The 13,688-nt window shown below is 41.1% G+C and carries 9 protein-coding genes; 5 read left to right on the top strand and 4 right to left on the bottom strand.

The genetic code is table 11. The features are described 5' to 3' along the window. Nucleotides 1-16 precede the first annotated feature (16 nt). The 3 genes from kdsA to LH29_RS08265 are packed head-to-tail and all read left to right on the top strand — an operon-like array spanning nucleotide 17 to nucleotide 1,736. The gene (gene kdsA, locus LH29_RS08275; RefSeq protein WP_045027623.1) at nucleotides 17-838 is read left to right on the top strand and encodes a 3-deoxy-8-phosphooctulonate synthase; all 822 of its coding nucleotides are present in this window, start codon (nucleotides 17-19) and stop codon (nucleotides 836-838) included. After that, the gene (locus LH29_RS08270; RefSeq protein WP_052670693.1) at nucleotides 839-1,315 is read left to right on the top strand and encodes a hypothetical protein; all 477 of its coding nucleotides are present in this window, start codon (nucleotides 839-841) and stop codon (nucleotides 1,313-1,315) included. It abuts the gene before it with no gap. A 1-nt stretch (nucleotide 1,316) separates the two neighbouring features. After that, a complete protein-coding gene (locus tag LH29_RS08265) occupies nucleotides 1,317-1,736 on the top strand; it encodes a Dabb family protein (protein WP_045027621.1) in 420 nt (139 codons plus the stop codon). Between the two features lie 432 nt (nucleotides 1,737-2,168). Here LH29_RS08265 and LH29_RS08260 read toward each other — a convergent pair whose 3' ends face one another. The 3 genes from LH29_RS08260 to LH29_RS08250 all read right to left on the bottom strand — a co-directional run bounded on the left by LH29_RS08260 (nucleotide 2,169) and on the right by LH29_RS08250 (nucleotide 8,597). Continuing rightward, complete coding sequence (locus tag LH29_RS08260) at nucleotides 2,169-3,401, bottom strand: nucleoside recognition domain-containing protein (RefSeq protein WP_045027619.1); 1,233 nt, start codon at nucleotides 3,399-3,401, stop codon at nucleotides 2,169-2,171. A 155-nt stretch (nucleotides 3,402-3,556) separates the two neighbouring features. Continuing rightward, nucleotides 3,557-5,389: a RagB/SusD family nutrient uptake outer membrane protein gene (locus LH29_RS08255; protein WP_045027616.1), complete on the bottom strand. Its 1,833-nt coding sequence runs from the start codon at nucleotides 5,387-5,389 to the stop codon at nucleotides 3,557-3,559. A gap of 37 nt (nucleotides 5,390-5,426) precedes the next feature. Next, on the bottom strand, nucleotides 5,427-8,597 hold the full coding sequence (locus LH29_RS08250) for a SusC/RagA family TonB-linked outer membrane protein (RefSeq protein WP_045027613.1): 3,171 nt from the start codon (nucleotides 8,595-8,597) through the stop codon (nucleotides 5,427-5,429). A 405-nt stretch (nucleotides 8,598-9,002) separates the two neighbouring features. Between LH29_RS08250 and LH29_RS08245 the strand changes: the two genes are divergently transcribed. Beyond that, complete coding sequence (locus LH29_RS08245; RefSeq protein WP_045027610.1) at nucleotides 9,003-9,881, top strand: hypothetical protein; 879 nt, start codon at nucleotides 9,003-9,005, stop codon at nucleotides 9,879-9,881. A gap of 44 nt (nucleotides 9,882-9,925) precedes the next feature. Further along, a complete protein-coding gene (locus tag LH29_RS08240) occupies nucleotides 9,926-12,157 on the top strand; it encodes a GH92 family glycosyl hydrolase (protein WP_045027608.1) in 2,232 nt (743 codons plus the stop codon). A gap of 190 nt (nucleotides 12,158-12,347) precedes the next feature. Here the strand turns inward: LH29_RS08240 and LH29_RS08235 are convergent, their stop codons facing one another. Then, nucleotides 12,348-13,613, bottom strand: coding sequence for a DUF4861 domain-containing protein (locus tag LH29_RS08235; protein ID WP_045027605.1), 1,266 nt, complete (start codon nucleotides 13,611-13,613; stop codon nucleotides 12,348-12,350). Nucleotides 13,614-13,688: the final 75 nt, after the last annotated feature.

The following is a 13,688-nucleotide window of genomic DNA, read 5'->3' as shown; positions in this document are numbered from 1 at the left end:
CACTAAAATTCAGAACATGATTCCTACGATAAAAAATCTAAAACAGACCGACGCGGGCAACTTTTTTCTGATGGCCGGCCCGTGCGCCATTGAAAGCGAAACCATGGCGATGGAAATTGCCGAAAAAGTGGTTGCCATTACCGACAAACTCAAAATCCCGTATATTTTCAAAGGCTCGTATCGAAAAGCCAACCGTTCGCGCATCGATTCGTTTACAGGAATTGGCGACGAAAAAGCATTAAAGATTCTAAAAAAAGTCAACGAAACCTATAATATTCCGGTGGTTACCGATATTCATACTGCCGACGAAGCGGCGATGGCTGCCGAATATGTTGATGTGCTTCAGATACCCGCATTTTTGTGTCGCCAAACCGACATTTTGGTGGCTGCTGCCAAAACCGGGAAGGTGGTAAACATCAAAAAAGGACAGTTTCTTTCGGCTGATGCCATGCAATTTGCAGTGAACAAAGTTCGTGAAAGCGGCAACAACAATATCGCACTTACCGAAAGGGGAACAACATTTGGCTACCAGGATTTAGTGGTGGATTACCGCGGAATTCCTGTAATGAAAGAAATGAATGTTCCGGTTGTTCTGGATATTACCCATTCGCTGCAACAACCCAACCAGGCCAGCGGGGTAACCGGTGGCAAACCGGAGTTGATAGAAACTGTTGCGCGTGCCGGAATCGCCGTTGGTGCTGATGGTATTTTTATTGAAACACATCCAAATCCGGCCGAAGCTAAATCGGATGGTGCGAATATGTTGCAACTCGATCTGTTGGAGCAACTTTTAACCAAACTGGTTCTGTTAAAACAAACCGTCAATCAACTGGGATAAATGGCATTTGAAACAATTGCAGAGGAATTAAACGAGCTGGTAGCGAACTGGGCAAATAAGTTCGAAAAATTGCCGGCTCGAACCATTGCCGGCCGAAGAAATAGCCAGGATCGTTCGATCCGGCAAATCGTTGGCCACATGGTTGATTCGGCCTCGAATAATACACACCGAGTTGTTCATCTGCAATACAGAAAATCGCCGGTTGAATTTCCGAATTATGCCACCTATGGCAACAACGACAGGTGGATTTCCATTCAGAATTACCAGGAAGAAAATTGGAATGTGCTGGTAAACCACTGGAAATATGCGCACCTGCATTTTATTCATCTTATCCGAAATATAAATACGAAAAAACTTGATCAGCAATGGATTGCAGACACAAACCAGTTCGTCTCGCTAAAAGATATGGTGGAAGATTTTCCACGACATTTTAAACTCCATATTGCAGAAATTGAAGAACTATTAAACCAACAATAAGATGCAAAAAAGAAGATCGTTTTTAAAGAAAGCCATTGCGGGAGTTACCCTTTCGGCCTTGCTTCCTATTACCAAAAGTGCCACTGCCGGCGAGGTAAAACTTAAGGATGCACTGATACATCATGTATTTTTTTGGTTAAAAGAACCTGCAAACGAGCAGCACAAAAAACAACTGGTAGAGGCCTTGAACCAACTCACCAAAGTAAAAACCATAAAACTGAGTCACATTGGTTTTCCGGCATCAACCGAAGACCGCGATGTGGTAGACCATTCCTATTCGGTGTCGTATATGGCTATGTTTGATAATCAGGCCGATCAGGATTCGTACCAGGTTGATCCTATTCACCTGAAATTTGTAGAGGAGAACCAGCATTTGTGGAGTAAGGTTGTGGTTTATGATTCGATGGATCAGGCTTTATAAGTTCGGGCAGAGATTTCATACTCTTTTTCAACTCCGTGAAGTTTACACCTGCTGATTTTACTACTCCCCCCAGCACTTTAATGCGCCAAATGGCAATTTAACCTGCCAAACGGCAGTTTTACCCCTTCCTTTGGCAATATAATGAGCAAAATGGCAGCTTAATCCCGTCCTTTGCCAATTTAATGCGACAAATGGCTGTTTAAACCTGTCCTTTGGCAATTTAACGCGACAAATGGCTGTTTAACCTCGTCCTTTGGCAATCTAACGCGTCAAATGGCTATTTTTTATTATTCCTATGGCTATGTATACCCTCCCATCGGCTATTTTTTTTGAAAGAATTGGCATTCGTAGTCCATCCGTTGATGAATTTTCCGGTAAAATTGGCTATCGAATGTTTTCCATCCGCCGATTTTCCTGTTCCCCGGGCAATCCCTAATAAAAGAAAAGATAAGCCAGCAATATCGATGCGATGATTCCTACAAAATCGGCAATTAATCCGCACACTACGGCATATCGTGTGTTTTTAATTCCCACGGCACCAAAATAAACAGCTAAAATATAGAATGTTGTATCGGTTGCTCCCTGCACAGTACTTGCCACACGGCCAACAAACGAGTCGGCACCGTAAGTTGTCATGGCGTCCACCATCATTCCGCGTGCACCACTTCCGCTCAGTGGTTTCATTAATGCTGTTGGCAATGCCGGGGTAAAATCGGCATTAACGCCCATTTGCTCAAAACACCAGGTAACACCGGCAACCAACCAATCCATAGCTCCGGAAGCACGAAATACACCAATGGCAACCAAAATGGCAACCAGGTAAGGAATAATTTTCACAGCCGTTTTAAAGCCGTCTTTTGCCCCTTCAATAAAAGCCTCGTAAACATTCACTTTACGAAACAGAGCCATAAGAATAAAGGCCACAATTACCGTGAACAGGATAAAATTACTGGCTACATTCGATACCTGCGTAATGGCATCTTTATCGAGGGTTGAAAAATACCAGATGATACCCACAATGATGGCCGTTAATCCGCCCAGGTAAGCTAAAATGGTTTTATCAAGCAGGTTTATTTTCTGATAAAGCGCTACCGAAATCAGTCCGGCAATGGTTGAAAAATAAGTAGCCAATAAAATAGGAATAAATATATCTGACGGATTTACCGCTCCCAACTGGGCACGATAAACCATAATACTTATGGGCAACAAGGTCAGCCCCGAAGTATTCAGCACCAAAAACATAATTTGTGCATTCGATGCCGTTTTTTTGTTGGGGTTGGTTTCCTGCATTTCTTTCATGGCCTGCAAACCCATTGGCGTTGCTGCATTATCGAGATTCAGCATATTGGCCGCAATGTTCATTAAAATGGAACCATGTGCCGGATGTTCTTTCCCCAACTCGGGAAACAGTTTATTAAAAAACGGCCCTATTACTTTCGAAAACACATGAACAATCCCGCCTTTCTCCCCTATTTTCATAATCCCCATCCACAGGGTAAGCACACCGGTTAATCCCAGCGATATTTCGAAACCGGTTTTGGCCATATCAAAAGTGGCCTGCACCATGTCGGTAAAAACCTGTGTATCGCCCATAAACACAAGCTTTACCAGAGCAATTATAAATGCGATTACAAAAAAGAAGATGAAAAGATAATTCAGTGCCATTCTGCCAGTTGAATTTTGAATTTATTCAAGATTTTATGCTAAAAATTGTGCTTCATAAGTTTGGCATCTAAAGATAGATGAAGTTTTCTTTTCTGCAAACATAAAAAAAGAGGGACTTTACAGCCCCTCTTTCATTCAAACCAAATCTCTATTTATTATTTGTATTCCGGACGTTGTTCCAGAACACCGACTTGTTGATCTAACTGATTTTGCGGAATTGGCATATATTTGTCGTTATCACTGAAGTTTGCCCCCGACAAGAATGATGGGCGAACTCTAAGGTCAGCAGTAGCGAAACCATTAAGAATTTCTGCCATACTTTTACCACCAATCTGATTAGGAAGATCATCCCAGCGACGAAGATCGAAGAAACGCATACCTTCAGTAGCAAACTCCAAACGTTGTTCCCACTGTACAGCTTCCATAGCAGCATTTGCATCAGCAAACGATGTATATAATCCAATCTGATAATTAGCAGCTGGCTGAGTCCAGTCTACATCTCCTCCGGTTAAATAATCGGCGTCAGATGAACCTATACCCCAAGGATATGCTTCAGGAGGAAGTTTTGTAATAAGTACTTTTCCCATAACCACGTCACTATCTTTAGCACGCTGGCGTATCATATTTACATAAGTACGAGCAGTTTCCAAATCGCCACGGGCAGCAGCACATTCAGCTTTCCAAAGAATTACATGAGTGTAACGTAAGTAACGATAGTTGTTGGCGTTAATACCTGTTTGCCATCCTGTAGTTGTAGACAAGCTAAAACGCTCTGACTTTTTAAAGAATGGTTTTGCAACCGGCAGATAAGGACCACCATCAGTTTGTTTACGTACCCATGCATTACCGCGGTTAATACCCCAATCTTTATATGGGATACCACGACGGCTGAGAGTATGATCAACACGTGGATCAAGAGCATGATCAGTAGGAACAAAAGTTTCGTCCGATCCAATTCCAGCATCATTTGCCAAATCGGTATCATTAAATGTATCGAACATTGGCAGACCATTTGCATCTACTTTGTAGGCATTGAAAAGGTTTTGTGAAGGCTGGTGGAAACCACAGCACATACCAATGTCACCACCGTGTGGCCAGTTCAAACCAATTCCCATCTCGGCATTCAACGACTCGTTTATATCGTTTACGTTTGCCTGTATTTCAAAGATCGACTCCTCATTATTGTTTGTTTCAATATTGAAGTTATCCATAAAATCAGGAACCAATGTAAATTTTCCACTGGCAATGATCTGATCAAGTAAAGCCTCCGCTTCCGAATATTTCAAATCCTGCAGGTATGCTCTTGCAGCCAATGCCATCGCTGCATATTTAGTTGCACGACCCACCTGAGCCTGTGATGCAGGCAAGTTGCTTGCAGCATAAGCTAAATCATCAGTGATAAATTTAAGCACTGCTCCATCAGCGTTAACATTAGTAACCAGTGAAGGATCTTCTGTATTTTCATCCAGAATCGGAATATAATCTCCAAATACCAAACGGGCTTCAAAATAGAATAGGGCACGCAAGAATCTGGCCTGAGCTCTGAATTGAGTAGCCTCATCTGCAGTAATAGTTCCATCCTCTTCAGTTTTATTGATCACTTTTATGGTTTTATTGGCACGGTCAACACCCATACCAAAAGCCCATTGCCACTTATTTGATGGATATCCGTTGGTTGTTTGAACCTGCCAACGTTCGATATCATTAACAGGAGTCTGGTCTCCTTCTTCCGATCCTTTATAAGCATCGTCAGATGCAGCAGAACCATAAGTCCAGTTTTGGATAGATGCTCCCCACGAAATTTCCCAAAGAGAACTACCTCCCACCATTGCATAAGTACCGATCAGCAAGGCGTCAATACCGGTAGCATCATAGAAAACATTCTCTGATGTAGAACCGGGAGGTTCCTTGGTCAGGAATTCTTCGGAACATGAATATGACATGGTTAGTAAAAACACTATAACCATTAATATTGATAGTTTTTTCATAATTCTTATCTGTTTAATATTCAAATTAAATTAACTGTTATAAACCGAGTTGAACACCGAACATGATCTGACGTGGTGTTGGCCACGCACCTTGGTCCAATCCCATAGTGGTACCTGAAGAATTAACTTCCGGATCCAATCCACTATATCCAGAGATAGTAAATACGTTAGATACCTGTCCGTAAAGTCTTAAACTTTTAATTCCTGCTCTATCAAGCAATGATTTAGGAACAGTATAACCCAGACGTAAGTTTTTCAAGCGTAGATAAGAAGCATCTTCCAGGAATGCAGTAGAAGGTTCCTGAGAATAATCATTTTGATCCAACATTGGTAATTTTGCTTTTGAGTTATTATCCAGGTAAGGACTTCCCCAAGAATTGTACAATGCATCTTTACTTAAACCTCCATTAAACTGACCGTAATCAATCCAGCGAGTTACATAGTTCACCATATCATTACCTAAGCTACCATAGAAGAACATTGTTAAATCGAAGTTTTTATAACCCAGATTAAGGTTCAAACCACCAACTAAATCAGGATGTGGGCTTCCGATAAAAGTTCTGTCATCTGCAGTGATTGTTCCATCACCGTTCACATCTCTGTATTTAAAGTGACCTGGTTTGTTATAATCAGAATCACCATACGGAGCGTGTGCATCAGCTTCACCTTGAGTCTGGAATATTCCGTCAACGATATATCCGAAGAATTCCGGGAATGCAGTTCCTGCTGCATAACGTGTATACGTCTTTTGACGCAAACTTCCGGCATCAATATAACGATCAGGATCACCTGAAAGTCTCATGATTTCGTTTTTATAATGCGACAGGTTCATGCTAATGTTGTACGTAAGATCACCACCTATAGCAGTGTTATTATACGATATTTCAAAATCAACACCTTTGTTACGCATTTCACCAACGTTTACATAAGGAGCAGTTGCAATACCCATTACCTGTGGTATCGGCTCGCGGAACAACATATCTTCTGTGTCGCGTTGCCACAAGTCAATAGCAACTGCCAAATGGTTATCTAACATATTCGCATCAATACCGATGTTTACTGTTTTAGTTGTTTCCCAGGTTACATCTTCACTACCTAAAGTAGCTGGTTTAAAACCTGAAACAGCGCTAGTATTCGATCCGTCTATTGCATACGATGCTTTATATGCATCAGTTGAATAAGTTGAATATGAGTTATAGTTACCAATACGATCGTTACCTGACATACCCCAACCTAAACGAAGTTTCAACATATCTAACCAGCTACGAGATCCTTGCATAAAGCTCTCTTCAGAGATTGCCCATGCAGCAGAACCAGCCGGGAAAACAGCATATTTGTTTTCTTCACTAAAACGAGAAGAACCATCTCGACGTACTGTACCTTCCACATAATATTTACCCATGTAGTTATAATTTACACGACCAAATACAGAGAACAATGACCATTCTGATGCGTTACCACTATTTTCCTTATTACTTTCACCTGAATCCAACTGCATGTAGTTAGGATCTTCTGAGAAGTATACGCGGCGACTTGCATTTAACGATTGATATGTATTTTCAACAGCCTCTGTACCTACCAACAAGTTCAATCGGTGAACATCGTTAAATGTTTTATTGTAGTTTAAAGTATTAGACCAGTTCCACTGAATACTGTAATTCGAGTTTACATCAACTCCATTCACAGTATTTGGTTCTGAATGTTCGTAGGTTGGAAGAACATAACCTTTGTAATTCCATTGTCCCATATTCGCGCCAAATAAAGTCTTAGCAGTAAGGCCTTCAGCTAAGGTAACTTCAGCAAATGCGTTACCTAAAATACGCATCCATTTACCATTGTTATTACGTGCGTCATAAAGCACACGAACTGGGTTTGCGGAGTTACCCATCTCTGGCGCTTTTGAACCTGCAAATTCACCGGCGATATCGTATACTGGGATGATTGGTTGTGAACGGTAAGCTTGCGAAATTACAGTTCCTTCACCGTTATCACCAAAGTTACCATTCTCGTCGATGTATACAACTTGTAATGATTCACCCACTTTTAACCAGTCGTTAAATTTGGCATCCGAGTTCATACGCATGGTATAACGTTTGAATTCTGTCCATTTTAAAATACCCTCCTCGTCAAGGTAATTGGCAGAGAATGCGTAAGTAGAGTTTTTACCACCACCACTAATTGAAAGATCGTACTCCTGAATGATACCGGTTTGATAAATCTCATCGTACCAATCAGTACCTTGTTTGTTCGCTTTAAAGATAACATTACCAGGATAGCTGTAAGCTGATTCATCAACTTCACCATTCATAGCACCACCAGGCAAAATATAATCAGGAATAACAGGAGAAGATCCTGAACCATATTGCTGGTGAGAAGGAGCTATTCCCCTGTTAGCAAACGATAACCAAACAGCTTCGGCATATTCCGGAGTATTCAACAAATCGTATTTGTTTGTTGCTTTGGTAACTCCTGTACGTACTGAGAAGTTAATGCTTGGCTGTTGGTTTGCACGACCGCGTTTGGTGGTAATAATTACAACACCGTTTGCACCACGTGTACCATAAATAGCTGCAGATGATGCATCTTTTAACACCGAAATGCTTTCAATATCACCCGGAGGGATATTGTTCCCCGGACCGGCAGGTACACCGTCGATGATGTACAATGGGTTAGGATCGTTAATGGTTCCAATACCACGAATACGAATCGTTGCATCAGCACCCGGACGGTTAGCAGAAGTAACGGTAACACCGGCTACCTGACCTTGTAAACGGCTGGCAACACTGGTTTCAGAAGTAGTCTCCAGTTTTTCAGCTGAAACAGTTGAAACTGCACCTGTTAACTCTTCTTTCATTTGGGTACCATACCCCACAACAACCACCTCGTCAACACCGATTACGTCGGCCTTCATCACAATGTTAATTGTTGATTGACCGGCAATCTCAACTTCCTGTGTTAACATACCAATGTAAGAGAAAGTTAATTTCTCTGCACCATCAGGTAATGTTAAGGTGTAATTACCATCTAGGTCGGTAATTGTTCCCTGAGTGGTTCCCTGAACCACAATCGACACACCAGGTATCCCCACGCCATCTTCACCGGTAACAGTACCGGTAACAGCAGTTTGCGCGTAAGAACCTAGAGAAAATGCCATGAATACAGACATCATAAGCAAGGTTAAAAAACCTCTTAAAGGATTTTTTTCCATAGATTTTAAGTTTTGGTATTAATAAATAGAAATTTGAATAAAAATTTATTCTGGATAGAACTGTAGTGAAGCTACAATTCCAAGTAAGGATCAGTGCGGCTTATCCATAAGTTTAATTAATTAGTTAGTTAGTAAAATAGACTCTTCGTTAGTTTTAGTTCTAAATCAGAAATACAGGTTAAATATTTTTGATTTGATTGCTAAAGTATGTTTTTCATTTCAAGAATAGAAAAGTACAGCATGTGTTAAAAAACATAATTGTCATTTTTACACTAAGCTTATGAACGTAACAATCGCTCCACCAGATAATAAGCTCTTTCATTAGTTAACTAAATGTGTTTTTTATGAGCTTGAGTTATTCAAAAAATCATTCTATTATTGTAATGCTATTCAAAACTATCAACAATGAAAAAAGTATTTTACTGGTTATTGGCTATTGTTATCACTCTTGCTGCTGTTATCTACCAACGAAAAACGGGCCCCACCTACGACAAAAAGCTGTCGGTAGAAGTTAATAATACCCCATACGAAGTTAAACTGGTACGCAGTATTGAAATTGGCAGCAACACGGAAGTAAAACTGGCCATTGATGATAAAAATATTGATGCCCGTTTGTTTTACAAACAGTTTCAATCAGACAATCCTTACCAATCGGTCGACTTCGTTTATAAAGAGAAAGCTGTTGATTCGTACCTTATGAATAAGGTGTTTAAAATTACCGAAGAGAAAGGGTGGTTTGCACCGGTGCCCGAACAACCTGCCGCTGGAAAAATTCAGTACTATTTTGAAATATCCGACTCAAACGGAACAAAAACATACATGGATAAAACACCGGTTGTAATACGTTTTAAAGGAGCGGTCCCCTCATCGGTTTTGGCACCACATATCTTTTTTATGTTCTTTGCCATGCTGTTGGGCAACCTTGCCGGAATTATGGCTGTTTTCAGGCATCAGCGGTATAAATTTTACACCACAATTACGCTGGCTACCTTACTGGTTGGCGGCATGATTTTGGGGCCAATTGTTCAGCTGCATGCTTTTGGCGAAGCCTGGGCCGGCATTCCGTTTGCCTGGGATTTAACCGACAATAAAACACTTGTAGCCTTTATCTTCTGGATTCTGGCATTTGTTATGAACCGGAAAAAAGAACGTCCGGTGTATACCATCGTTGCATCGATAGTTATGCTGATTGTTTATTCAATTCCACACAGTATGTATGGCTCGCAACTTGATCCTGAAACCGGAGAAATCATTCAGGGCTGGATTCAGGTGCTAATCATTTAAACCGAAAATTTTAATTTTGCCATTCCTAACTAAATCGAACTAATATGAAGAACTGGTATCTGCTTGTACTTATACTATTGTTTTCCTGCACGCACAAAACCGAAAAAAATTACATCAGTTATGTCGATCCGCTTATTGGAACCGGGCCTGCATCAACATTAGCTGCGAAAGATCATCCCGGCGACCATGTGAGTAACGGACAAACAATTCCTGCCGTTACAGCTCCGTTCGGAATGACACAATGGACACCACAAATTTACGATAACGAACAAAAGTGTATTGCGCCTTTTTACACCGGTCAAACTATGATTCAAGGTTTTAGGGCCAGCCACTGGCTTAGCGGTTCGTGCACACAGGATTATGGTTCTTTTACCATTTACCCCACCGTGTTAAATACCGGTTTTAGCTTTCAACCGGTGCAGCGCCAAACCTTGTGCTTAATGAAAACAGAAGATATGTCGCCGGCTTATGCTTCGTTTCTGTTTCCGGCAAAAACAATATTGTCGGAAATGACCGGCACAAAACGATGTGGCTTTTTTCGTTTCTCGTGGTTGGAAGAGAAAAATCCAACTATCATGTTCGACATTAACAGCGATGAAGGTAAAGGATATATAAAAATCGATTTGGAAAAACAGGAAGTATATGGTTATAATCCGGTCTACCGCATCTATAGCGGGCAAAACAAACCGGCTGGCATATCGGGTTATTTTGTGGCTAAATTCGATCAGGAGATTGTTAAATACGGAACATGGGGCGATTTTGAATATGAACATGAGACGACAGAACGCAAGGATCAGCAAAAAATCGGGGCCTATGTAACATTCAACCTTGAGGGAAATGCGCCGGTAAAACTAAAAGTGGGTACCTCGTTTACCAGTATCGAAAATGCGCGTAAAAACCTGGAAACAGAAATTGCCGACTGGGATTTTGATGCCACCAAACAAAAATTGGAGAATACCTGGAACGATTATCTTGGGCGCGTTGATGTGGAATCGGAAAATAAGGAGGAACTTACTAAATTTTACACCGCTATTTACCACTCATTGTTTCATCCGCGTTTAATGAGCGATGTAAACGGCGACTACCCGGCATTTTCGAAACAATATGAAACCAGGAACAACAGCGATTTTGATTATTATGGCGATTTCTCGAACTGGGATATCTTTCGGGCACAAATGCCATTATTAAGTCTTATTGCCCCGAAAGAATACAACGACATGGTAAAATCACTTGTTGTAATGGCTGAAGATGGTGACTGGCTTCCTATTTTCCCGATGTGGAACAATTACACCTCGGCAATGATTGGCGACCACAGCACATCTATACTTTGTGATGCCGCAATGAAAGGCTTTGATTTTGACTTAGAAAAGGCCTATCAATTTATGCGAAAGAATGCCTACGAAACACCTGAGGAAGAAGTTTACAAAGACGGAAAAGGACGCCGTGCATTAACTTCGTACATCGAGTTTGGATATGTTCCGCTCGATGATGCAGTTGCCGATGCATTTCATAAGAACGAGCAGGTTTCGCGAACAATGGAATATGCCTACAACGATTGGTGCGTAGCTCAACTTGCACAGAAATTAGAAAAAACCGACGATTATAATGACCTGCTTACCCGTTCGTATAACTATTCAAACGTTTTTGATGAAAGCCAGGGTTGGGTGAACGGCAAATATGCCGATGGCCGGTTTTATGAAGACTTTAATGCCAACACAGAGCAATTTTTTATAACAGAAGGTACGCCCAAACATTACACCTGGTTTGTTCCGCACGATGTTGAAGGATTGATCGGATTGATAGGTGGAGAAGAGGCGTTTAGCGAAAAACTGAACAACCTAATCGATGAAAAATTGTACTGGCATGGCAACGAGCCCAGTCATCATATTCCTTTCCTTTTTAATTTCACCAACGAGTGGGACAAAACACAAAAAACGGTAAAATATATTCTTCGCACAGAATATGGATTAGGACGTGGCGGACTGTCAGGAAACGACGATGCCGGACAACTTTCAGCATGGTATGTTTTTGGGGCTATGGGTTTTTATCCGATGTGCCCGGGAAGCAACGAATATCAACTGTCGTCGCCAATATTTGAGAAGGTTACACTTAACCTGGATAAGAATTATTACCCGGGAGGCAAGTTTGTTTTAAATGCCGAAGGAGCAACATCGTCAAACCTATTCACTTCCGTTAAATTAAACGGAAAAGAAAGTGCCACGAAAATAAACCACGAGGATTTGCAAAAAGGGGGAACGTTGAACTTCTTGAAGTAAAAAATTCAGCAGATGACTAACTTTTGCACCGTTCTTTAGAGCGGTGGTAAAAGAGATCCACTCATTTAAGATTTAATAGGATTTTTGTAAACTTAATTTTACAAAAATCCTATTAAATCTGCTTGGTTCGGAAATTTTTAAACCACCGCCTTAAAAGACGGTGCAAAAAATATTATTTCACTTAAAATAACTACAGCTTTTGAATAGGCGACGAAAGCTTTTTAGCCTCAGCAGTAATGTATTCCCTGAAACCATCTTCCGTTTTCCACTGGTCTTTGTCCAATCCCCAAACCGAGAAAAAATAATGTTTGGCAGCTTGGGCATCTTTACATTTTTGACCGATGTAATACGTTTCCGAAATCACATGGCTAAAATTTTTCTCCGGCACCGTTTTAACACCTTCTTTAAACCAGTTGATATTGGTAGTTCTTCCTATTTTACCGGCTTCGGTTTTAGGTACAATTACTGCCATTCCCAACTCATCGTTATTCAACGACTGTACATCGTGCGTGCCGATACAGGTAAAACCGGCTGCATCGAACCGGAACGGTTCCTTTTTTAATTGCGAGGTAACAATTCCTGTTACAATCTGATCGTTTTCTGAACATCCGTAAACCGTTACATCCGACTCAAACCAGTATTTCCCGGGATAAATGGTAATGCGCTCCACAGCTTCCATCTCTTCACCATCAACATCCCAACCCGAATATTTCAAATCAAAAACCGAACGAATCGGGCCTTCAACAATTTTCTGATATTCATACACATCAGTCGATCCCAGCCGAATCAGTGAGTCATTTCTCAATAATGCAATGCCACCCGATCCCAGCGAGCTACCGCAATGTAGCACATCCATTCCCCAGTCGTTCAAAACATGGTAATCGTGTATGGCAGCAGTATGAACATCGTCGGCCACCATTACCGGTTTGCGTTTTCCAAACAGGTCTTTTACATTCCGGCAATCGAAATAAACCCTGAAAGCGATCTTCTCATTCTCCCAGGTCACACCTTCTCCCTGTGCAATAATTTTAAAAGGCTCGCTAACCGGAATTGCTTTATACTTATCTACCTCTTTGTAGGTTCCGTCAACCTGTGCAATTCCTAAACGTAAGTTAGTACGTTTTTCAACTTTTGGATAATCCGATTCCGCAACCAATTCGATTGTTGCCTCAATAGTTTCGCTGGCTTTCATATCTACCAACAGAACCACTTCGTCCCAGGCTCCATCACCGTCTAAATCATCAACCTGGCTGGGAATAGTTTTTTCGCCGTTTTTAAAAACCGGTAGTTTGCCTTCCTGCAAAGTTATTTTAGCGGCAATTTCTTCGCGTGAAAATACAATCACTTCATCAGTTCGTTCTTCCGCCAGTGGATTTTCCAGAGTAATTGCAGCTTGCTGTGTACACGCGGCAAACAGCATCAGAGATAAAATACCAAATGGGAAAATGTTCTTCATAGTAGGTCCAGATTTATTGATTAGAAAAAGTGTATCAGAAACAAGCAACCATTCCGCAACTTTGTTTCTAACACA

The sequence above is a fragment of the Draconibacterium sediminis genome (genome assembly GCF_000949475.1).
GTDB lineage: Bacteria > Bacteroidota > Bacteroidia > Bacteroidales > Prolixibacteraceae > Draconibacterium > Draconibacterium sediminis.
The sequence above is the reverse complement of the archived record's forward strand: the minus strand, read 5'-3'. Positions and strand labels throughout refer to the sequence as shown.

Bases quoted from the DNA above. Each gene is read 5' to 3' on its own strand.
- LH29_RS08250 (WP_045027613.1), bottom strand. From the start codon at position 8,597: ATGGAAAAAAATCCTTTAAGAGGTTTTTTAACCTTGCTTATGATGTCT.
- kdsA (WP_045027623.1), top strand. From the start codon at position 17: ATGATTCCTACGATAAAAAATCTAAAACAGACCGACGCGGGCAACTTT.
- LH29_RS08240 (WP_045027608.1), top strand. From the start codon at position 9,926: ATGAAGAACTGGTATCTGCTTGTACTTATACTATTGTTTTCCTGCACG.
- LH29_RS08235 (WP_045027605.1), bottom strand. From the start codon at position 13,613: ATGAAGAACATTTTCCCATTTGGTATTTTATCTCTGATGCTGTTTGCC.
- LH29_RS08265 (WP_045027621.1), top strand. From the start codon at position 1,317: ATGCAAAAAAGAAGATCGTTTTTAAAGAAAGCCATTGCGGGAGTTACC.
- LH29_RS08270 (WP_052670693.1), top strand. From the start codon at position 839: ATGGCATTTGAAACAATTGCAGAGGAATTAAACGAGCTGGTAGCGAAC.
- LH29_RS08245 (WP_045027610.1), top strand. From the start codon at position 9,003: ATGAAAAAAGTATTTTACTGGTTATTGGCTATTGTTATCACTCTTGCT.
- LH29_RS08260 (WP_045027619.1), bottom strand. From the start codon at position 3,401: ATGGCACTGAATTATCTTTTCATCTTCTTTTTTGTAATCGCATTTATA.
- LH29_RS08255 (WP_045027616.1), bottom strand. From the start codon at position 5,389: ATGAAAAAACTATCAATATTAATGGTTATAGTGTTTTTACTAACCATG.